General features: G+C 67.5%; 18 protein-coding genes and 3 pseudogenes. 10 read left to right on the top strand and 11 right to left on the bottom strand.

What is annotated here, in order from left to right:
- Nucleotides 1-31: 31 nt before the first annotated feature.
- Nucleotides 32-1270 (bottom strand): ATP-binding protein, encoded by a 1239-nt coding sequence (locus ACZYY4_RS21625; protein WP_463812108.1) that lies wholly within the window; start codon nt 1268-1270, stop codon nt 32-34.
- A 241-nt stretch (nt 1271-1511) separates the two neighbouring features.
- Here ACZYY4_RS21625 and ACZYY4_RS21620 point away from each other — a divergent pair.
- Nucleotides 1512-1964, top strand: a pseudogene (locus tag ACZYY4_RS21620) (hypothetical protein); the annotation flags it as partial.
- A gap of 151 nt (nt 1965-2115) precedes the next feature.
- On the opposite strand, the gene ACZYY4_RS21615 reads toward ACZYY4_RS21620, so the two are convergent.
- The 4 genes from ACZYY4_RS21615 to ACZYY4_RS21600 form a co-directional block, all read right to left on the bottom strand.
- Nucleotides 2116-2337 (bottom strand): DUF4926 domain-containing protein, encoded by a 222-nt coding sequence (locus ACZYY4_RS21615; RefSeq protein WP_463812107.1) that lies wholly within the window; start codon nt 2335-2337, stop codon nt 2116-2118.
- An 11-nt stretch (nt 2338-2348) separates the two neighbouring features.
- Nucleotides 2349-2753 carry a DUF6883 domain-containing protein gene (locus tag ACZYY4_RS21610; RefSeq protein WP_463812106.1) on the bottom strand — a complete coding sequence of 135 codons (405 nt, stop codon included), beginning with the start codon at nt 2751-2753 and terminating at the stop codon, nt 2349-2351.
- On the bottom strand, nt 2683-4620 hold the full coding sequence (locus ACZYY4_RS21605; RefSeq protein WP_463812105.1) for an SEC-C domain-containing protein: 1938 nt from the start codon (nt 4618-4620) through the stop codon (nt 2683-2685). Before ACZYY4_RS21605 ends, ACZYY4_RS21610 begins: the two co-directional genes overlap by 71 nt.
- Before the next feature lie 556 nt (nt 4621-5176).
- Entirely contained in the window at nt 5177-6577 is a 1401-nt protein-coding gene (locus ACZYY4_RS21600) for a wax ester/triacylglycerol synthase family O-acyltransferase (RefSeq protein ID WP_463812104.1), read from the bottom strand.
- A 292-nt stretch (nt 6578-6869) separates the two neighbouring features.
- On the opposite strand from ACZYY4_RS21600, the pseudogene ACZYY4_RS21595 reads away from it, so the two are divergent.
- Nucleotides 6870-7615 (top strand): annotated as a pseudogene (locus tag ACZYY4_RS21595) (DUF433 domain-containing protein).
- Between the two features lie 10 nt (nt 7616-7625).
- Nucleotides 7626-8597 (top strand): PIN-like domain-containing protein, encoded by a 972-nt coding sequence (locus ACZYY4_RS21590; RefSeq protein ID WP_463812103.1) that lies wholly within the window; start codon nt 7626-7628, stop codon nt 8595-8597.
- Nucleotides 8598-8607: 10 nt separating this feature from the next.
- Here ACZYY4_RS21590 and ACZYY4_RS21585 read toward each other — a convergent pair whose 3' ends face one another.
- Nucleotides 8608-9033 carry a tautomerase family protein gene (locus tag ACZYY4_RS21585; RefSeq protein ID WP_463812102.1) on the bottom strand — a complete coding sequence of 142 codons (426 nt, stop codon included), beginning with the start codon at nt 9031-9033 and terminating at the stop codon, nt 8608-8610.
- A gap of 37 nt (nt 9034-9070) precedes the next feature.
- On the bottom strand, nt 9071-9772 hold the full coding sequence (locus tag ACZYY4_RS21580) for an SDR family oxidoreductase (protein ID WP_463812101.1): 702 nt from the start codon (nt 9770-9772) through the stop codon (nt 9071-9073).
- 94 nt (nt 9773-9866) lie between these two features.
- Here ACZYY4_RS21580 and ACZYY4_RS21575 point away from each other — a divergent pair, with 94 nt between their 5' ends.
- Nucleotides 9867-10352, top strand: a complete 486-nt coding sequence (locus ACZYY4_RS21575; protein ID WP_463812100.1) for a winged helix-turn-helix transcriptional regulator — start codon at nt 9867-9869, stop codon at nt 10350-10352.
- A gap of 92 nt (nt 10353-10444) precedes the next feature.
- Here ACZYY4_RS21575 and ACZYY4_RS21570 read toward each other — a convergent pair.
- A pseudogene (locus tag ACZYY4_RS21570) lies at nt 10445-12421 on the bottom strand (SEC-C domain-containing protein); the annotation flags it as partial.
- A gap of 83 nt (nt 12422-12504) precedes the next feature.
- Between ACZYY4_RS21570 and ACZYY4_RS21565 the strand changes: the two are divergent.
- The 3 genes from ACZYY4_RS21565 (at nt 12505) to ACZYY4_RS21555 (ending at nt 15734) form a co-directional block, all read left to right on the top strand.
- On the top strand, nt 12505-13791 hold the full coding sequence (locus ACZYY4_RS21565) for a cytochrome P450 (RefSeq protein ID WP_463812099.1): 1287 nt from the start codon (nt 12505-12507) through the stop codon (nt 13789-13791).
- A 113-nt stretch (nt 13792-13904) separates the two neighbouring features.
- Nucleotides 13905-14039, top strand: coding sequence for a hypothetical protein (locus tag ACZYY4_RS21560; protein WP_463812098.1), 135 nt, complete (start codon nt 13905-13907; stop codon nt 14037-14039).
- Between the two features lie 51 nt (nt 14040-14090).
- A complete protein-coding gene (locus tag ACZYY4_RS21555) occupies nt 14091-15734 on the top strand; it encodes a nuclease-related domain-containing DEAD/DEAH box helicase (protein ID WP_463812097.1) in 1644 nt (547 codons plus the stop codon).
- A 22-nt stretch (nt 15735-15756) separates the two neighbouring features.
- On the opposite strand, the gene ACZYY4_RS21550 is transcribed toward ACZYY4_RS21555, so the two are convergent.
- Nucleotides 15757-16149 carry a PIN domain-containing protein gene (locus ACZYY4_RS21550; RefSeq protein ID WP_463812096.1) on the bottom strand — a complete coding sequence of 131 codons (393 nt, stop codon included), beginning with the start codon at nt 16147-16149 and terminating at the stop codon, nt 15757-15759.
- A 6-nt stretch (nt 16150-16155) separates the two neighbouring features.
- A complete protein-coding gene (locus tag ACZYY4_RS21545) occupies nt 16156-16413 on the bottom strand; it encodes a type II toxin-antitoxin system Phd/YefM family antitoxin (protein ID WP_463812095.1) in 258 nt (85 codons plus the stop codon).
- A gap of 133 nt (nt 16414-16546) precedes the next feature.
- Here ACZYY4_RS21545 and ACZYY4_RS21540 point away from each other — a divergent pair, with 133 nt between their 5' ends.
- Genes ACZYY4_RS21540 through ACZYY4_RS21530 form a run of 3 tightly spaced genes read left to right on the top strand, consistent with a single transcriptional unit; the run spans nt 16547 to nt 19520 of the window.
- Nucleotides 16547-17020 (top strand): nuclear transport factor 2 family protein, encoded by a 474-nt coding sequence (locus ACZYY4_RS21540; RefSeq protein ID WP_463812094.1) that lies wholly within the window; start codon nt 16547-16549, stop codon nt 17018-17020.
- A gap of 1 nt (nt 17021) precedes the next feature.
- The gene (locus tag ACZYY4_RS21535; RefSeq protein ID WP_463812093.1) at nt 17022-17861 is read left to right on the top strand and encodes an SDR family NAD(P)-dependent oxidoreductase; all 840 of its coding nucleotides are present in this window, start codon (nt 17022-17024) and stop codon (nt 17859-17861) included.
- A gap of 60 nt (nt 17862-17921) precedes the next feature.
- Nucleotides 17922-19520 (top strand): peptide chain release factor 3, encoded by a 1599-nt coding sequence (locus ACZYY4_RS21530; protein ID WP_463812092.1) that lies wholly within the window; start codon nt 17922-17924, stop codon nt 19518-19520.
- A gap of 9 nt (nt 19521-19529) precedes the next feature.
- Here ACZYY4_RS21530 and ACZYY4_RS21525 read toward each other — a convergent pair whose 3' ends face one another.
- Nucleotides 19530-20411, bottom strand: a complete 882-nt coding sequence (locus ACZYY4_RS21525) for an NYN domain-containing protein (RefSeq protein ID WP_463812091.1) — start codon at nt 20409-20411, stop codon at nt 19530-19532.
- Between the last annotated feature and the right edge of the window lie 198 nt (nt 20412-20609).

Genomic DNA, 20609 nt, shown 5'->3' with positions numbered 1-20609 from the left:
CGCCGTACGCTGCCCCACCCGGGCCGCGGTATCACGCCCACAGCGAGCAGATCGGTGCGGCGACGATGCGGTCGGTGAGCGGGTACCGGCGAGGCCCGGTGTGCAGGACCGCGCCGCCGATGAAACGGTCGCCGAGTTCGTCGCGCAACCACTGCAGGTGCTTGGCGTCACTCGGGCCCGGTCCGCCGCTGGCTTTGACCTCGAAGGCGAAGACGGTCCCGTCGGCGTACTCGACGACGATGTCGACCTCGTGGCGGCCTTGCTCGGATCGCAGGTGATACAGCCCGGGTTCGGCGGCGCTGACGGTGGCCTCAGCACGCAGTTGCGCCATCACGAACGTATCGAGCAGCCGGCCCAGCAGGTCACCATCGCGGCGAACACCGGCGACATCCAGACGAAGTTGCGCCGCAACGACACCCGGATCGATGACGTACCTTTTGGGAGTGCGCACCAGGCGTTTGAGCCGGTTTGTCCAGAACGCCGGCGCCTCGTCGACCATCAACAGGTTGCCGAGCAGCCGGTCATAGGCGAGCGCGGTCTCACGGTTTATCCCCGCGCTGGCATACAGGGTTTTGGCATCGACGACACCGGCGGTGTTCACGCACAGCACGTGCAGGTAGCGGCGCAGCCGCACCGGGTCACGGCCGGATTCGAGTATCTCGACGTCGCGGGTCATCAACTGGTCGACATACGCCCGCAGCCACTGTCGGCCAACCCGTTCCGAGGAAGCCAGCACGCAGTCGGGGAAGCCGCCACGCAACGCATAACCGATGTAGTCGTTGAGCGAGGGCGGATCGTCGGGCGCGGACAGGCCGGTGACTCCGTCTCCGGCGAGTCGATCGAGCAGCGATCGAGTTGCCGTGTTGCGGTTGATTTCGCGCTCAGTCAGCCCGTACATCGGCACCCGCAGCACCCGTCCGGTCATGGGCCAGCCTTCCGACTCCAGGTCCGAACGCACCGAACCGGTGATCAGGAAGTTGTTCGGCCCCGGGCGCGAATCGACCGCCCGCTTGACCGCGGCGAGTATCTCCGGTGCCAGCTGCCACTCATCGAGTAGCACGGGCCGCTCCACCTGGAGCGCACCGTCGGGATCGGCGCGAACCGCTGCCGCCTCGGCCGCACGGTCCAGGCGCACCACCGAGTGCGCGTGCCGAGCGGCCGTTGTGGTCTTACCGCAGGCACGAGGTCCCACGACCAGCACCGCAGGAAAGCCCGCCAACAACTCTTCGATGAGCGGGTCGACGAGCCGGGGCAGGTAGGGCGTGGCCATGAGTCATAGTAGCGTTATTACGCAGTTCTCAGTAGTGATATTCCGCAGCCGACAGTAGCGGTTTGCCGCATCCAGCGTGGCGGCGGGCGACGGGTGCGATTTGGCTGATGCCGCAGGTGTGCCGCAGTCCGCCATTGCGCGGATCGAGTCAGGGGCGCGGCAACGGTCGCTGCCGTTGCGGGACCGGGCGCCCGCCGGCATCTGAACGCCCCCGATAATCGGCGCCGTGGCCACCGATCGCATGAACCGCGAGCAGTTCTTCCGAGCCATGTCCGGGCATGACGATGAGCAACTGCGCAAGACGCTGTGGAACCTGTACTGGCGGGGCACCGCCGACGTCCGGCGGCGCATCGAAACCGAACTGGCCGGCGACATCCGGCCGGCCCGACACTCCGAGCCGCCCGATCCGGCGGCGGTAGGCGAAGACGTCCCCGAGTTCGTCGCTCTGGCCCGCGCCGGCGCCTACTTCGCCGGCGACCGGCGGGTGTCACTGAAGGAGCGGACTCGCTGGCGGTTCACCTTCAAACGGCTCGCCATCGCCGCCCAGGACGGCCTGCGCACCGACGACCCCACCCCGGCGGCCGAGGCGTCGGCCCAGCTGATCGACCTGGCCTGCGCCACCAGCGGCACCGACTACTTTCGCTCCGAGGATCCGGTGGCCGCGGCCGGGTTCGTCGTCTCCGATGCCGCGGCGGAACTGTGGAGTGCGACGTGGCGGCGGCACGGATTCCAGCGGTTCGCCGAAACCGCTGCGCCGCAGCTGATCCGCTGGGAATCCGCGCACGGCTGGACCCGCTACGGCGACGGACCGGTCGCGGCGTCGGGTAAGAGGTATTTCAGGCGAGCTACGCAACTTCGCGGACGTGCAGGATCTCGCGTCGCCGTCGCGGCCGTATCGCGTCGTCTCCGACGGTGACTACGGCAACCGTGCTGCCGTCCGCGGCGGTGAACTCGACTTCGTAGCCGCCCGCCGCGTAGTGGCCGACGACGGCGCCGACATCCCCCGCGAGGAGGCCTTCGTCGGGAAGGTCGCGAGTCAGTACGACGACATCGTGTTCTACATACATCGATCCCCTCCTCAGCTTGGGTATGCCGTAACCAGTCGGGGGACGGCGTCGGGTCCATCGCTGATCCATATCGTACGCAACGCCACCATTCGGCCGCACGGTGACTTCACACGACCGTCGACGATTATTTTGACACCATAGGCAGTAGCGCTGACGTCAATGACCTCGCCATTCTCAGCGATGTGTATCAGATCGTCGCGAAGGCGAGTCCACTCCCCGATGCGGTATCCCAGGGACATAAAAAATGTGGCCTTCGCACCGCCGACAGGATGAGCCCTTGCGAGCAGGTATTCGACGATCTTGCGTTCGTCGATGTGGGCGTCGTCCCATCGGATCACCAGGTACCTACGGCGCCGGGACGCGAGTCGCTTCCGCGCCGCCGCTGAGCTGCGCCACCAGCGCCACCGGGTCGGCATCGGTATTGAGTAGCGCCAGCAGCGGTCCACGCTGCTGCGCCGAAATCTGCTCCAGCGCAAAGAGTCGCATGCCGACGCCGTCGGGCGCGACCCGGGCACAGACCAGCTGCCCGGGCTGCAGCGGGTAGTTGGGCGCGTACTCGACGCGCTCGTGTCGTTCGCCGGTGCGCACGTCCCGCACGGCGACTCCTCCGTCGGACTGCACACGCTCGATCTCGAACACCGAGCGCGACGCCCGCAGCCACTGCTCGGCCAGCTCCTGTTCGTCCTCGGGCAGCAGCGTGCCGCGCACCATCAGGAACTCTTCGAATCCGCCGCCCTCGAACAGCACGGTGTCGATCGCCACCGGATCGGCCAGTGCCGCATTGAACGCGTCTGCGTCGTCGACGAGCACCGAGCGGCACCGTTCAAGGGCGACCGCATAGCGCAGATCGGTCCAGTCGCCGAACAACACGTGCCGAATCGCCTTGTGGTACAGCCAACCCACCCGGTCGCACAACGGCAGTCCGCGGAGATGGCACTTCTTGTGCTTGCGGCCCGATCCGCACCAGCACGGGGCGTTGCGCCCCAGGTTGTTTCGCTGCTGGGGGCGATGCAGCCGCAGCAGGGACACCAGCGGATGATCTGCCTTCGCTCGCGCGCGCCGCAGCAGCGCTAGACCGGTCTGGGCGTCGCCGCGGTCGGAGGCGATGGCGGCCAAGTCGAGCAGCGGCAGTGGCCAGTCGCCGTCCATCGCCTCCGCCTCCTGCAAGGCCCGCACGAATCCGGCGATATCTCCTTCGCGTTCGCACGCCACCGCACGAAGCCACTGGCAGGCCACCTGCGCCGCCGGCGGCACCCGTGGCGCCAACGCGTCAGCCAGGTCCCGCAACCCGGCCGCGCTGAACCGTCCGTCCTGCACGGTCTCGGCCGCCAGCAGCTCGGTGATCACCGGATCGGCCAGCGCAGCGCCGGCGTCGTCCATGATGTCGCCGAAGTCGGCCGCAGACTTGACAGCATCGCCGGCAGGACGTGACTCGAGCAGGTGGTGGACCGCCAGCAGGCTGTACAGTCGCAGCAGCGTGTTCAGCGTTACCGCGTCATCGTCGGAGAGACGGTGACGCCGGGCGAGCCGCTCACATTCCCGTGCGAAAGCCCAACGGGAGAAGTCGAAATCCGTTGGGGCCAGCCATTCTCCACGGCGGGACAGGCCACGCTGTGCGGTCAGTTCCGACAACGGCGCTACCGGCTCGGTGAACAGTGCCGGATCGGCCAGGCACACCGTCCATACCAATGCGTCGATGCACTCCGGCTGCGCACCGAGCCGTGCGGCCAGCTGTGCGCCCGCCGTGGTTTCGCTTGCCACGGTGACCCGTTCGACCACCAGGTCCGCGTCGCTCAGGCGCAGGCCGACCAAATCGCCGTCGTCGACGCCGAGTGCCGCGAACGTGCCCACGGGCAGGGCGAGCACATCTCCTTCGTTGAGCACGTCGTCGGGAATGTCCAATTCATGCAGCAGCTGATCATCGCCGGGCCTGACGAGGTGGACTGCGGACCCGTCGGCCAGCCGCTGGTAGGGCGCGCAGTCGCAGAGCGCGGCGATCGGGGCGAGATCCGGGGCGACGGTGAGCACATCGAAGCTCACCTCCGGCTCGGTAACCCGCCGGGTGAACACCCGACCGGCCAGCACGGCGGGCAGCCACACCCAGCGTCCGTCGGTCAATTGCCCGGCCGGGATGTCGATTTCGAGGCGCAGGCGCCGCAGGACGCGGGCGGTGTCGGCCACGCCGGCTTCCCCCAGATACTTGGTGATGTCGTCGTCACACAGCGGTCCGTGCTCGGTGAGGGCCGCGGACAGCAACCCGATGGGATCGAGCGGCTTGGTCATGGCGGCCACGCTAGGACCGTGGTCGATTGCCCGCACTTCACCGGATCGGGTGGTGTGTACAAGCGTGGCGTCGGCCGAATGCGGTTACCGACGGCGTCCGCGAAGCCACCCGCGGCTCCAAGCCCTCCTCGGGGCGTGCGCAGGTGTGTCCCAGACCGCCAGGTCACCCGCGAGGAACGTCCTCAGGCGTTATAGCAAGCCGGTGCCGGCGGCTCCAACATTGTGCTGCTGACCCGGCTCTGCGGTGGAGCGTTCGGTAACGCCCCGGATTGGATCGACGACGCCATCGAGCGGGCATTTCGAACTGGCCCGCCGCAGCATCTCCCCTAGCGAGCCGCCTCCTCAACCCGACATAACGTTCGTTGTCGCTCGAAGGCGGGCAACAACCACATATATGTCCGACGCCTGGTTCCGCAGGCTGGGGTGCCCTGCGGCGCATTGATGCTCATGCGCACCGCCCGGCGCAGTCGTCACTGAACCTCCGGCATGCGGGTGATGCCCGCCTTCGAGCGACAACGCCCAAGACCGCGATGCCGCGGCCCGGACGGGCTGCCGCTCAGGCGTTGACCACCAGCGACAGGCCGTGGCGGTCGCGTCCGCGCCGGCGCCGGCTGCGCTCCAGCAGCCGGGCCACCGCGGCTTCCACCCCGCGGGCCAGGTCATCGACGTCTGCGACGGCGTCGAAATCGGTGAGGATTCCGAAGAACAGTTGGTCGGCGTAGTTCAACACGGCCGCGGCGGTCCGCAGCTGGATCGCGATCGGCGGAATGGGTAACACCTCAATCACGTTGCGGCCCAGCACCTGTAGTCGTTGGTGCGGACCCGGGACGCTCACCGCCATGGTGGCGATGTTGCGCTGCGGCAACCGGGACAGCAGGTCCAGGGCCCACGCGGTCACCGGGAACGGCAGCATCCGGGCGGCCGCGGCGGCGAATCCGTCCGCCCGGTGGCCGGTTTGCAACGTCGCCAACCGGTCATGCACCAGCCGCAATCGCAGCACCGGATTGTCTTCGTGCACTGGTAGATACGGCAGCAGCACCTCGTCGCGGCGGGGCATCAGGATCCGCAGCGACTCGGCGTTGGGCTGCTCACCCCGGCGCAACAGCATGTCGCGGTAGCTCTCGGTGAGCGCGGCCAGCGCGACGTCGTCGGCGGTGACGTTGAACGTCCGGCAGATCTGGTTGACATCAGCGAGTGCCACCCGTGCCGCGGTGTAGCGTCGCCGCGAGCTGGCCGGGCCGTTCAGCGACGACGGCGGACCCTGCAGACCGGCCACGAACTCGTTCGTACGTTGCACCACCCCGCGGGCAGTGGCCAGTGCGTCGCCGGCGATCTGCGCCGGTGCCCGCAGTGCCGCCAGCCACGGGCTGGGTCGCGGGGCGGGCTGCAGCTCCAGCGGCGCCGACGCGGTCAGGGCGCTGCCCGCGGGGTGCTCGCTCATGCAGCGTTCCAAGGAGGCATTGCCGGGCATGGCGCCACCGGACATACCGCCATCGGACAGCCCGGTCAGGATATGCACGGTCGCCACGGCATCGGCCAGGCACGGGTGGACCTTCATCAACATGGCCCACCGGTTATCAGACAGCTCGCTGATCAGCCAGATCTCCCACAGGGGGCGGCTGCGATCCAGCCGCCAGGACATCACATCGGCCACGACCCGGAACAGGTCCTCGTGGCTACCCGAGCCCGGGACCGCGACGCTCCGGACGTGGTAGGACAGGTCGAATTTGTCGTCGTCGACCCACTCGGGTGCGGACAGGTCGAAGATCTGGCGGCGCAACCGCTGCGAGAACCGGGGGCAGACCGCGATCCGCTCAGCCAGTGTCGACATCAGCGCTGCGTGGTCGGGCATCGGACCCTCCAGGATCGCCAGCCCGCCAATGCCCAGCTGGGTGTGCGGGTCGGTGTCCTCGGCGTGCAGGAAGGCGGTGTCCAGGGTGGTCAGTCGCTTCGACATGGCGGCCTCCGGTTATCTGTAACGCGTAGTACCACTATCTCCCGTCCGGCTGTGCCGCAAACAGGGCCGGAAGTCCCTAGAGAAGCGATCAGCCCAGCAGTGGCATCCGGGTGAGGCGGCGCTACCGGCCGCCACGGTGTCCTCGTCGCCGCCGACGCCCACCGCGACGCGCAGTACCGGACACGCCAGCCATGACGGCCGCGGCGCCAGGCGTGAGCATGGCGGTGGCGTCGATCAACCGCTGATCACGCGCCCGGGAAAATGTGTCGGTGCTGCTGGGTAGGTATGTGTCATGCTGTCGTTCATGCTGGCCGCCTCGATGCTCGACCGCGAGGTCTACCTCTATGCGGAGGTCGACCGTCTCGTCGGGCTCAATGCGGGGACGGCTCGGCGATGGATTAACGGCTACCGTCGGGCCGGCCGCAACTACCCCCCATATTGCGGGCCGTCGCGGCGGATTCCGAGTGGGCGACCTGGGGCGAGTTCGTCGAGACACGCATCCTCGCCGAGTATCGCGAACAAGACGTGCCGACACCCCGGCTGAGGGCCGCGGTCGAAAGCTTGCGGCAGATGTACGGGGCGCGGTACCCGCTTGCCTACGTGCGCCCGTATCTCACTGTTGAGGACCGCGATCTGACAATGCCAGCCGACGCTGCTGACATCGATGTACAGGCGCTGCGTCGGCCCTACGACGAAGCCGCTGCCGATGAGCCGCGGATGGTGGTGCGGACTCAGCAGATGCTGCTTGGTCCTCCGAGTAGGTCGGTCATTGAGAATGCGACCCTCGCAGAGGACGAACGCGGCGAGAAATTCGTCAGCGAGCTACCGCTCGACGTCGAGTTTCCCGGCATCGTCACTAGTCCGGCCCGATTCAGCGGGCAACCAACGTTCATTGGTCGCCGCGTATCTGTCGCGACAATCGCCGGCATGGCTGTCGGTGGTGACCGGCCGGAGGATCTGGCTGCCGACTATGGCCTGAGTTTGGCACAGGTAAAAGCCGCTATCGCCTATGCCGAGAAGCACAAGCTGGCGGCGTAGGCCAGTTCCCGTGGTGACGCGCCTCGACGATGTTCGGTTCGTCATCGATGAGAATCTGCTCCGCATGGCCAAAGGCGTTGTCCCGGTGCGTCGCGACACCGCAGTGTATAGCTCGCCGCCGGTGGAGGAATTGCTGCCTTCGGGAATTCTCGATACCGAGTGGATTCCTGTCGTGGGGGAACGAGGATGGGTGGTGATCACCAGTGACCGCCGCCTGCGGACCCGGCCCGCGGAGGCATCTCTGGCGCGCTTCTACGGGGCCGACGGAGCCGAGTTGATGCGCCGCATCTCCGTCGAACCGGACCTGGACGACATCGCCGCGGACACCGACGAACCGCCCGAGGTGGCCGCGGTGGCCTACAGCGCCGACGGACTGGCCGCGCTGCTTGCCGAACGGCCGGCCTGCTGGCGTTACGCAGTCTTTGTATCCGTTCTGGTGCAGCGGCGCGCGACGCTGCAACCACGGCTGCGGGATCAGCAGCTCGGCTACGCCCCACCGGGCGGCGTGCGCATTCACACCGGAGTTGAGCTGGGGCGGTTCATGATTGACCTCTTGGAACAGATGGTCGCGCTGGTAGGCCAGATCGAGCAGCTCATGCTCAGCTCGGCGTTCACCCGGATGTTCGGTGATCCCCGCGCCGAGGGCAGCGCCGATGCCGACGCCATCGTGCACGCGGCGAACCGGCTGATGGATCTGCACGAGCGGCTGCTGAGCCTGGCGGAACGCTGTCGCGCAGTGGTCGCGCCCAGCCAACACGCCGACGTCGTCCGCGATTGTGCCCGGGTGTTGGACGTTCCGCTGGAGGGCTACCGACGGTTCATCGACGAATTCGTGGCGCGGGTCGGCGAGTTGCCCGAGGTGCTGCGCTACGCGCGCGGCACCGTCGAGGTGGACCCGGTCATGTTGGAGATGGATGACAGCGACGAGCTTCGCCGCAAGGCCTTCGCCGGAATCGAGAAGTTGGCGCCCGGTGCTCGCTGACAACGAGCCCTCAGTACGCCGACGCGACATTCTCGGTGGCCCAGCGCCTTTCCTCCTCCGAACCACCCGGTGGGGGAGTCAGCCCGTTGATCATCCACAGATCTTCGCTGGTTTCGTCGACGTGGAACTCCCAATACAGGCCCGGGTGGCGCTCCAGAGACGGGGCAAGGACCCGGTTGATCCAGCCGGCGATCCGCTGGCGGCTTTCCTTGTCGGCGGCGTGGCGGGCGATGTGGTCGATGACGACGCGCACACCGGCGGGCGCCGGCTCCCCGCCGACGTAGAAGTCCTCGGGCGCGGTCTCGTGGAAGATGGTGACCACATAGAAGCGCGGCAGCCCGGCCCGCTGGTAGCGATCGGCGATGCGCGATGCCAGCTCGCGCTTCTCCGCGGCGGTGAAGATCCCGGGGGTGTGGTGAATCGTCCACAGTGGCATGGCAGCTCGCTGCTCCTCGGTTGGTCGGCGGCGGGGGTCAGTTCGGCAGGGCGAAGGACAGATTCTCGACCGGGCCCGACAGCGCGGCCTTGACGCCGACGGTGATGTCGTCGGCCAGGACCTCCACTGCGCCCGCCTCCAGGCCGTCGACGATCCGCCGAGCCACCTCGGCCGGGGAAGTCTTGGCCGCTGTCATCGCCGAAACCATGTCGGTGTCGATGAACCCGGCATGCACGCCGATGACCTGCGTGTGCTGCTCCGCCAGGTCGGCGCGCAGGGAGTTGGTCACCGACCAGATGGCAGCCTTGGAGGCGCCGTAGGCTCCGCTGCCGGCCAGCCAGGACAGCACCGAATGCATATTGACCAATGCTCCGCCGCCGTTGGCCGCCAGGATCGGGGCGAAGGCGCGTGCGACGCGCAGTGGCCCGAACACGTTGATGTCGAACGTCTCGGTCACTTCGTCGAAGCCGCCGGTCAGCAGCGAGCCCGGCAGCAGGATGCCGGCGTTGTTGAACACGATCTCGGCGTCTGAGGCGGCGTGCGCCAGCGCGTCGACCGACTCGGCCGAGCGCACATCGAGGGCATGGGGCACCACCTCGGGCCGGTCATCACTGAACACCGACCGGCCGGTCGAATACACCTTGGCCGCCCCGCGGGCCAGCACCTCATCGACCAGTGCCGCACCCAGCCCCCGGCGTCCACCGGTGACGACAACCACCTTGCCTTGTACTGCAACCATCTCAACACCCTCTCGCTCTAACTAACGACTACGTTAGTCAGAGCTAAGCACGAAATTCTGGATAACGCAAGCGTTAGTCACGTAGGATGTCGGCATGGAGTTCGAACCCCGATTTCGCGACCGCACCCGATGGTCGATCGGCGAAGGCTGCTCGATGACCAAGCTGCTCAACGTGCTGAGCACCAAGACGGCGTTCCTGGCGGTGCGCGAATGCTTCTACGGCACCACCCGCTTCGAGGACTTCACCGAGCGGATCGGCGCCTCCGCGCCGGCGGTGTCCCGTGCGCTCAAGCAGCTCGAAGCCGCCCGGATCATCACCCGGGTGCCGTATCAGGAGGAGGGCAAGCGGGCCCGCGACGAATATCGGCTGACCCCGGCCGGTAAGGATCTGCTGCCGGTCATTCTCGCGCTGGTGCAGTGGGGCGACAAGTACCTGCAAGACGATGGCCCGCCGCTGGAACTCGTTGCCGCCGACACCCAGCGCCGCGTTGCGGTGTGCGTCACCGACGACCCTGACGTGTCGTCGGTGGACCCCGAAGACATCGAGATCCGGCTGCCCGCGGGACGCCGATCGCGCTGAGCGGTCGAACCCCGCTCGTAGTTGGCGCCCGTGGTTCGATGACCCGTAGGCCGGTGCGTCGGTTACTCCTCGCCCTCTTGATCACCGAGGGGGCGACTTAAGAAGGCCACCAGCGCCCCCGGGTCCGGACCGTCGTCAAGCAGTTCGATCAGCGCGTCCCGGTCATCCGGCTCGACCGGGTCGATCCCGCCGAAGAATGCGAAGCCGTCACCGGTCGGCAGCACCCGCGCGCAGATCAGCTGCCCGGGCTGCAAGGCCTGGCCCCGCTCGGTGACCTCCTGAACCTCACCGGTGCGCACGTCGCGCACGGTGACGCCACGACCGGGCTGCACCTGCTCGACGTCGTACACCGACCGTGGCACCGGCAGCCACTGCTGGGCCAACAGTCGCTCGTCGTCGGGCAGCAGATCGCCACGCGCCTCCAGGAACTCCCCGAACGCCCCGCCCTCGAACAGCACCGTGTCGATCGCCAGCGGATCCGCCTGCGCGGCGGCGATCAGATCGTCGAGCTCATCCTCGAGGTAGCAGACGCGTTCGTAGCCCACCAGCGCCAGCAATTCGGGCCACTCGCCGCCCAGCAACTGCTGGTGGGCCTTGGCGTACAGCCAGCCCGCCCGGTCGGCCAGCGAGAGCTGCTCGCCCCCGATGTGGCACTTCTTGTACTTGCGGCCCGACCCGCACCAGCACGGCTCATTACGGCCCACATCGCTGCGCGGCTGCGACCGGTGCTGTTCGAGCAGATGCACCAGCGGGTGATCCGGGCCCACCTCGGCACGACGCAACAGCCCCAGAGCCGCCTCGGCGTCACCGCGGTCCGAGGCGATCCGGGCCAGCCCCACCAGCGGCAGCGGCCAGCTCGGGTCCAGCGCTTCGGCGGCCAGCAGCTCTTCTTCGGCCCCGGCGATGTCGCCGAGCAGCTCACACGACACCGCCTGCAACCAGCGGATCGCCACCCGCGCCGAGCGCGGCACCTTCGGCTCCAGCGCCTCGGCGAGCATGCTCAGTGCCGCGACCCCGAGCCCACCGTCGCGGGTCGTCTCCGCCATCAGGGCTTCGGCCAGTAGTGGATCCTCCAGCGCCGCACCCACTTCGCCGAGAATCTCGGCATAGTGTCCGTCGGTGGGATCGGTGTCGCTCGGACCGTCAACGGCGACGTCATCCTCCACGACGTCATCCTCCACGTCGTCGTCCTCAACGCCATCCTCCGCTGCGGCGAGACCGAGCAGCTGCGCCATTTGACCATGCACCTCGATCAGCGTGGTCAGCAGGAACGCATCGTCGGAGTCCAGGCCATAGCGTTCGGCCAGCCGCGCGCACTTGCCCTCGAACTCCCACCGGTCGAAGTCGAACCCGGCGGGCGCCAGCCAGTCCCCGCGCATGGCCAGCCCGTGTTCGTCGGCGATCTCGGTGAGCGGGGCCAGCGGTGTGCCGAACAGGTCGGGGTCGTCTGCGCAGGCCGCCCAGACAACCGCGGCGAAAGGTGACGGCTCGTCGGCGTCGAGCAGCGCCGCCAACCGGGCGCCCACCGTCGTATCCGCCGTCGCGGCGACCGGCTCCAGGGCCAACCCGTCGTCGGTCCAGCGCAGCCCGACCAGATCGCCGGCGGCCACCGCCAAACCCGTCAGCGTGCCCGGATTCAGCAGCAGCGCACCGGATTCGTCAACCAACTCGACCGGAATCCCGCGTTGCTCCAACTGCGTCTCGTCGAACTCCGGCAGCACGATCGTTGCCGGTGACCCGTCGGCAAGACGCTGGTAGCCCTCGTGATGACACAGTTCACCGATCGCATCCAGGTCCGGAGTGAGGGCGAGCAGATCGTGGGTGGCCTCATGCGCGGTCAGCCGGTGGGTGAAGACCCGTCCGGCCAACAGCGTCGGCAACCACACCCAGCGGCCATCGGGCAATTCCGCAGCCGGGCAACTGTATTCGTCGAGCAAGTCGTGGATGACCGTCTCCGGATCAGGGACCCCGGCTTCCTGCAACCGCTCGGCGATGTCCCCGGCGGCCAGCGGGCCCTGCTCGGTCAGGATCGCCGCGAGGGTTTCTGCGGCGGCGGAGGAATCGGTCACGGTTGACACCTTAGATTCGGCGGGCGCCGGATGGGGCGAACGGGCGGCTGCAGGCCGCGACTAGCACTACCCTCGATCAGCAAATGACCCCTCCGGTGCGCTACCGACCCGGCGACGCGCTGCTGGCGTTGCATCGCCGCCGCGGCCCGATGGTCGACGCCGGGATCGGCCGCCACGGTTACGTCTACCTGTTCGGTGCCGAGGCCAACAAGTTCGTGTTCGCCAACTCCGATGCCTTCAATTGGTGGGAAGCCTTCCAGGTGCTGGTGCCCGTCGACGGGCCCACCGCGCTGATCGTCAGCGACGGGGCCGATCACCGTCGCCGCCGCAGCCTGGTCCAGCCGGCGTTCCACCACCGCCACGTCGGCAACTACCTGCAGGTCATGGCGGCCAACGCCGACGCCGTCATCGACAGCTGGCGTCCCGGCCAGCGCGTCGACATCTTCGCCCAGCTGCGCTCGGCGATCCGGCGCAGCGCCATCGAATCGCTGTTCGGGCAGGCGATGGCCGGCCACACCGACTTCCTCGGTGAGCACCTGCAACCCCTGATGGACCTGACCCACCGGCTACCCCAGGTGCTGCGCGCCGAGCAGTGGCTGCGCTCCCCGGCGTGGCGGCGCGCAATGGCCGCCAAGGCCCGCGTCGACGAGCTCATCTACGCCGAGATCGACCGCGCCCGAGCCCATCCCAGCGCTGACGACAACATGCTGGCCACCCTGATCGACGCGCGAACCGACGACGGCGAAACATTGCGCGACAACGAGATCCGCGACCAGATCGTCTCGCTGATCGCCGCCGGCTACGAAACGACCAGCGCGGCGATGGGATGGGCGGTCTACAACCTGCTCGCCAACCCCGGGATATGGGAGACCGCCGCCGCAGAGGTCCGCGACGTCCTGGGCGATCGGGCTCCCGCCAGCGCCGACCTGAACGCACTGACCTATCTGAACGGCGTCGTGCACGAGACGCTGCGGCTCTATCCGCCCGCGGTGATCTCCGCGCGCAAGGTCACCCGCGACCTGTCCTTCGCCGGACGACGCATCCGCGCCGGGCGCACCCTGGTGTTCAGTCCGTATGTCACCCACCGGCTTCCTGAGCTGTGGGAGGACCCGCTGCGCTTCGAGCCGCGCCGCTGGGACCCGGCCTCACCGCGATACCGCCGGGCCGCCCCGTATGAGTTCCTGCCGTTCGGCGGCGGAACGCATCGCTGTATCGGGTCCAGTTTCGCCATCGCCGAGCTGACGGTGATGCTGGCTCGGTTCCTGGCCAGAACCGAACTCACCCTGCCTGACCAGCGCATTCGTGCTGGCGGGTATGCGGCGTTGCAGCCTCGGCGTGGTCTTGACGTGCAGGTCGCAGCACTCCGCTGAATTCTGGAGACTTTCCGGTGAATGGGACGGGGCTGGCATTTTCCTTAGAGGTATGATGTGGTGTAGACCACCTTGAAAAACCGATGTGATGTAGACCACAGGAGATGATTGTGATGACGACTTTCCTGAGCGGCCTGGGCGTCACCGCTGCCACCGCGACCGTCGGCGCCGGCATGATGGGGCAGACGACCATAGCGTTGTGCGTCGGTCTGGTATCGGCGGCGTTCTTCGCCGGCCGACTCTGCTGATTCCGACACGAAACGCAAGCTGCCGCCGGTAGGCATGGCAGTCTCGTCGGCGTGCCCGTCTCACTACCCGCGCGTCCCCGATTCGCCAGCTCCTCCGAACGCCACGTCTACGCGGCGCTGATCGACCAGCTACAAGACGGCGACGTAGTCGTCGCCGGTCAGCGCGTCACCGATCACCTCAAGGATCACGAGATCGACTTCGTCGTCGCGATCGAGGGCGCCGGCATGATCTGCATCGAGGTCAAGGGCGGCGAAGTCTGGCACGACGGGTCCGGGTGGCGTCAGGCGAGCGGCGGCAGGGAGCGCCGTATCCACCCCGTGCGCCAGGCACGCGAGGCCTGTTATGCCCTGCGGGACTACATCGAGCACGACCCACGCTGGACGCAGGGCCGGCTGCGCTGGGATCACGTCGTGGCGTTGCCCTACACCGAGTTGTCGGACGACTTCGAACTGCCGGACTGCCCACGTTGGAAGGTGATCGACCGTAACGACCTGCCGCAGTTGGTGTCTCGGCTGCGGCATGTGCTGATCCGCCAGGAGCTCGAGCGGCCGCTGTTGACGGCCGAAGGTATCGAGGAGTTCCGCACCGCGCTCGGTGGGCGTGGTCTGCCGCAGCGCGACGTGGTCGCCCGCGCGTTGGCCAACGACAGCGCCGCCGACGCGCTCACCGAACAGCAGGCGGTGATCCTGGAGGCAATCCGGTTACTCAACCGCGTGCAGGTGCGCGGCAGTGCCGGCAGCGGCAAAACCTACCTGGCGGTGGAGCAGGCGCGCCGGCTGGCATCCGAGGGGAAACGTGTTGCGCTGCTGTGCTACTCGCACGGGCTGGCCTCCTACCTCAAGCGGCTCACCGCCACCTGGCAGCGCCGCCAGCAGCCCGCCTACGTCGGCGAGTTCCACTCGTTGGGCATGGACTGGGGCGCACCCAACGGCCCCGCCAACCTCGAGGAATCGGTGCAGTTCTGGGAGGAGCAGCTTCCCCAGCAGATGCTGGAGTTGGCGGAGAACCTCGACGACGGGCAACGGTTCGACGCGGTGGTGGTCGACGAGGCGCAGGACTTCGCCGACGCCTGGTGGGATCCGGTGCTGGCGTCGCTGCGTGACGACGAGGAGGGCGGGCTGTTCGTGTTCAGCGACGAAGGCCAGCGGGTCTTCGACCGGCAGGGCACACCCCCGGTGCCGCTGGTCTCGCTGGTGCTCGACCGCAACCTGCGCAACACCCGCCAGATCGCCACGACGTTTCAGCCGTTGGTGGATCACCCGATCCGGTTCCTGGGCGCCGACGGACCGGAGGTGCGGTTCGTGGCGTGCAGTCGCGAAGACGCGGCGAACACCGGCGATGATCAGGTCGAGAAGCTGCTCGAGGAGGGTTGGCGCCCCGAAGACGTGGCGCTGCTGACCACCGGTAGCCGCCACCCCGAACAAATCGCCCGCCAGCAGCAGGGCGATCAGGCCTACTGGGACAGCTTCTGGGATGTCGATCAGGTCTTCTACGGACATGTGCGCGGGTTCAAGGGATTAGAGCGCCGCGCCGTCGTGCTCGTCGTCGACGCCAGCGGGCCGGTCGAACTGGCCCGCGAACGCCTCTACGTCGGGTTGTCGCGGGCCCGCGATGAACTCGTAGTGTGCGGTGACCGGGATTTCATCGCCGAGGTGGGTGGGCCGGTTCTGGCGCGCAAGTTGGGGATCGGGTAGGGCTTCGATCTGAGTTGGATCATCAGAGCTGGATGACGGTGACTCCGGGCATTGCCGAGTAGTCCGTGTCCTGGGTCACGACCGGGATATCGTGAGTCAAAGCCGTTGCCGCAATCCAACTGTCGTTGATCGGCACCTTCCGGCCGGCGACGCGTAGCTGCGACACCAACAGGGCCCACGCTTCGGAGACCCTTTCATCGACACTCAGCGGTTCGAAGCTCTGCGCGATTTGGTAGGTGGATAGCCGGCGCGCTGCGGCCTCGGGAGCGGAGGCTTGCAACACTCCCAGTCGGAGCTCTCCGAGCGTGATGACTGATACGCCCCACTCGAACGCTGCGAACTTGTCCGTGTCGATACGTTGCGCTTCAAGGCCGATGAAGACTGACGTGTCGGCCAGCGCTCGCTGCAGACTCATGACCGCTCAGTCGGGCAGGTCGTCGGTGGTCTGCGCGAGAATCTCGCGCAATTCTTGACGCATGCCGGTGCTGTCTGGGCCCAATCGCACCAGTTCGCCGAGCACTTCCGCGGCGGGCCGCCACTGTCGTCGTCGCGGAACCGGACTGATCCGCGCCACCGGGCGGTTGTCTTTGAGCACCTCGATCTCTTCACCAGCGGCGACCCGGCGCAGAATCTCCGCGGTGTGGTTCCGGAGATCGCGAGCTGGAACTGTAGCAGCCACGCTACAAGTGTAGCGTTCCATCGTTACCGCAGCTCCGGAACATAGGTCTGGCAGGAATACGTCCCGGATCGCACATCACCGGCAGGGTGGTCCGGCCGCCGTCGGCGGGGCGCCGACAACTATCGTCGAGGCGATGACCGTCGAACAGCGACTGGAAGCCCTCGAACAGATCGAGGCGATCAAGGCCCTCAAGCACCGCTACTTTCGCGCCTGCGACGCCAAGGACCCCACCACCTTCCGGGCCTGCTTCATCAAAGACGGCGCCGACGTGCACTACGGCCCGCTGGGCGGATTCGACAACGCCGACCAGATCGCGGAGGTGTTCACCCGCATCGCGCTGCACACCGTGGACGGCAAGCCGGTGATCCTGGACATGCATCACGGGATGCACCCCGACATCAGCGTCACCGGACCTGGCACCGCGACCGGGCGGTGGACACTGAAGTTCCGTCAGCTCAACATGATCGAGCGCACCGAACGCCTGCTCACCGGAGAGTACGACGACGACTACGTGATCGAGGACGGAGCATGGAAGATGGCCCGCAGCCACTTTCGGCAGCTGTGGTCGATCACCCGGCCGCTCGGCGACGCTGTGGTGGAGGTCTGAGATGAGCGACAAGCGGGTCGCCCTGGTCACCGGCGCCAGCCGCAGCGTCGGCAAGGGCATCGCGTTGGCGCTGGGCTCAGCCGGCTGGACCGTCTACGTCACCGCCCGCGGCGAGGTCGGCGCCGGCGGACCGCTGGATGAGACCGCGGCTGCGGCCACCGAACGCGGCGGGAGCGGCGTCGCCGTGCAGTGCGACCACCGCGACGACGCCCAGATCGCCGCGCTGTTCGCCCGCATCGCCGACGAGCAGGACGGCCGGCTGGACCTGCTGGTCAACAACGTCTGGGCGGCGCCCAAGGGGTTCGCCGGGTTCACCGAGAAGTTCTGGCAGCGTCCGCTGTCGGACTGGGACACCCTGATCGGGGTAGGGCTGCGCGCCCACTACGTCGCCGCCGTGTACGCCGCGCAACTGATGGTGGAGCGTGGGTCGGGCCTGATCGTCAACATCTCCTCGTTCGGCACCCGCGGGCACCTGCACTCGGTGCTCTACGGCATGTCCAAGGCCGGGCTGGACAAGATGGCCGCCGACATGGCCGTGGAGTTGGCCGGCACCGGAGTCAGTGCGGTATCGGTGTGGCCCGGCCTGGTGCGCAACGAGGTCATGCAGGGCTTCATGGATAGAGGACTGGACAATTTCCAGGGGTTTCCGCTGGCCAACGCCGAAACGCCGGAGTTCATCGGCCGCGTCATCGCCGCGCTGGCCAACGACCCGGACATCGCTGCTCGCAGCGGCCACAGCCTGATCACCGCCGAGACCGCGCTGGATTACAGCGTCACCGACCTCGAAGGAAACCAGCCCGATTCGCACCGCGCCCTGTTCGGTGGCGGGCCGCTGTATTGACGGTGCCCGCCGCGCTCGATTATTGATCTGCCCAAGACGGCCAATACACTCGCTGGCGCCATGACTGACAACGCCCTGGAGTCCGAAGCGGGTCGCCGCAGGACCTTCGCCGTCATCAGCCACCCCGACGCCGGCAAATCCACCTTGACCGAAGCGCTGGTGCTGCATGCCAAGGCCATCACCGAAGCCGGCGCGGTGCATGGCAAAGCCGGTCGTCGTGCCACCGTGTCGGACTGGATGGAGATGGAGAAAGCCCGGGGCATCTCCATCACGTCGACGGCCTTGCAGTTCCCGTACCGCACCGCGCGCGGACAGGACTGCGTCATCAACCTGCTCGACACTCCCGGCCACGCCGACTTCTCCGAAGACACCTATCGGGTGCTGACCGCGGTGGACTCCGCGGTCATGCTCATCGATGCCGCGAAAGGTCTTGAGCCGCAGACCCTCAAACTGTTCCAGGTGTGTCGTCACCGCCGGATCCCGATCATCACCGTGATCAACAAGTGGGACCGACCCGGCCGGCATGCCCTGGAATTGATGGACGAGATCCACACGCGGATCGGGCTGCGCCCCACCCCGTTGACCTGGCCGGTCGGCATCGCCGGAGACTTCAAAGGCGTACTCGATCGTCGGTCCGGGAATTTCATCCGGTTCACCCGGACCGCCGGTGGCGCCACCGCGGCACCCGAGGAGCACATCTCGGCGGTCGATGCGCACGACGCGGCCGGCATCGATTGGGATACCGCGGTCGAAGAGTGCGAGCTGCTCAGCGCTGACGGATCCGACTTCGACCGCGAGGCGTTCCTCGACTGCACGGCATCACCGGTGCTGTTCACCTCGGCGGCGTTGAACTTCGGGGTCAATCAGCTTCTTGACGTGCTCGCCGAGTTGGCGCCGCCGCCCAGCGGGGCACTCGACGTCGACGGCGTCCGGCGCGCCACCGACGCCCCGTTCAGCGCCTTCGTTTTCAAGGTGCAGGCGGGCATGGACTCCGCGCATCGCGATCGCGTCGCCTTTGCCCGGGTGTACTCGGGGACCTTCGAACGCGGCGATGTGCTCACCCACGCCGCGAGCGGCAAGCCCTTTGTGACCAAATACGCCCAGTCGGTGTTCGGTCAGCAGCGTTCCACCTTGGATACCGCCTGGCCCGGTGATGTGATCGGGCTGGCCAACGCCGCCGCCCTGCGCCCGGGCGACACGCTGTATTCCGATGTGCCCGTGCAGTACCCGCCGATACCGAGCTTCTCGCCCGAACATTTCGCGGTGGCACGCAACGCCGATCCCAGCAAGCACAAGCAGTTCCGCCGGGGCATCGAGCAGTTGGACCAGGAAGGCGTCGTTCAGGTGCTGCGCTCCGATCGCCGGGGCGACCAGGCGCCGGTGCTCGCCGCGGTCGGCCCGATGCAGTTCGAGGTGGCGGCACACCGGATGGCCACCGAGATCGGTGCGCCGATCTCACTGGAGTCGCTGCCGTATCAGGTCGCGCGGATCGTGGACCCCGGCGACGCCGACTTCGTCGGCAAGCAGTCCTTGGCGGAAGTCATGACCCGCACCGACGGTGTGCACCTGGCCTTGTTCTCCAACAGCTGGCGGCTGCAGGGGTTCCAACGCGACAACCCCGATGTGCAGCTGCGGTCATTGGTGGCCGCGGAGGGGTAGCCGGCTGCACTAATTGCGCAGCCGCACCATCCGCGTCGTCGAACTCTCGTCGAGCTCCACCAGATCCGCGTAGGACCGCAGGAAATCACTGAATGACTTGTAGCCCAACGCCTTTTCGCTGAACGACGGATCCATCCGCTTCATCTGCGCCTTGACCGCCGAGTTGTGCAACCACTCGACGTCGTCCTTTTCCAGACCGATCTGCAGGGCGCGGGTAAGCAGCGCGGTGGCGGTGTCCACCGGATCCGGTGCCGGCGGCTCTTCGGGTTCCTGCTTGGACTGACGGGTGCGCCGTTTCGGTTCGGCGTCGGCGTCGGGGTCTGCCGGTGCGGGCTCGAACACCGGCACCCCGGGCAACGCGTCGTAGCTGACGAAGTCGTCGCACGCCGCGGCCAGCGCCCGGCTGGTGGACCCGGCCACCCCGATGCCGACCACGTAGCGGCCCAGCCGTTTACAACGCTGCGCCAAGGGAATGTAGTCGGAGTCGCCGGCCACGATCACCACGTGTGTCAGATCCGGCAGCCGGAACATGTCCTCGACCGCGTCGACGGCCAGCCGGATGTCCGCACCGTTCTTGCCGTAGGCCGCTGCCGGGAACAACTGCACCAGATCGACCGCGCGGGCCACCAACTGTTGGCGGTAGCCGGTGTTGACTTCGGCCGACCAGTCGGCGTAGGCGCGGGTGAGCACCAGCGTGCCGAACGACGACGCGAAGTCGATGATCGCGCCGACGTCAACGGTGGCCCGTGCCAGCCGATCCGGCTGCTTGGCCAGGCCCTTGGACTTGTCCTTCTGAAACGAGCTGCGCCCGTTCACCTGGTCGTAGCGGGAGATCACGATGTTGTCGAAGTCGAGGTAGACCGCGACGCGGGGGTCGCCGGATTCCGTCATGGATGCCAGTGTGGCACGCACCAGCGGGCTCAGCCGTGGCGGCTTGGCGGGTATAGCGGAGTTGCCCGGCTCTCAGCGACAACTTTCAGCGGCGATGGGGCGCGGTTGCGATTTGTCGCTGAGAGCGTTCGTGGGGCCTGCGGCCCCGTTGTGGGGGATGAAAATCGCGTTCCGGTGCGGTTGGATGCGGGGTTGCGT

This window comes from Mycobacterium sp. IDUB_21 (assembly GCF_055419425.1).
The sequence above is the reverse complement of the archived record's forward strand: the minus strand, read 5'-3'. Positions and strand labels throughout refer to the sequence as shown.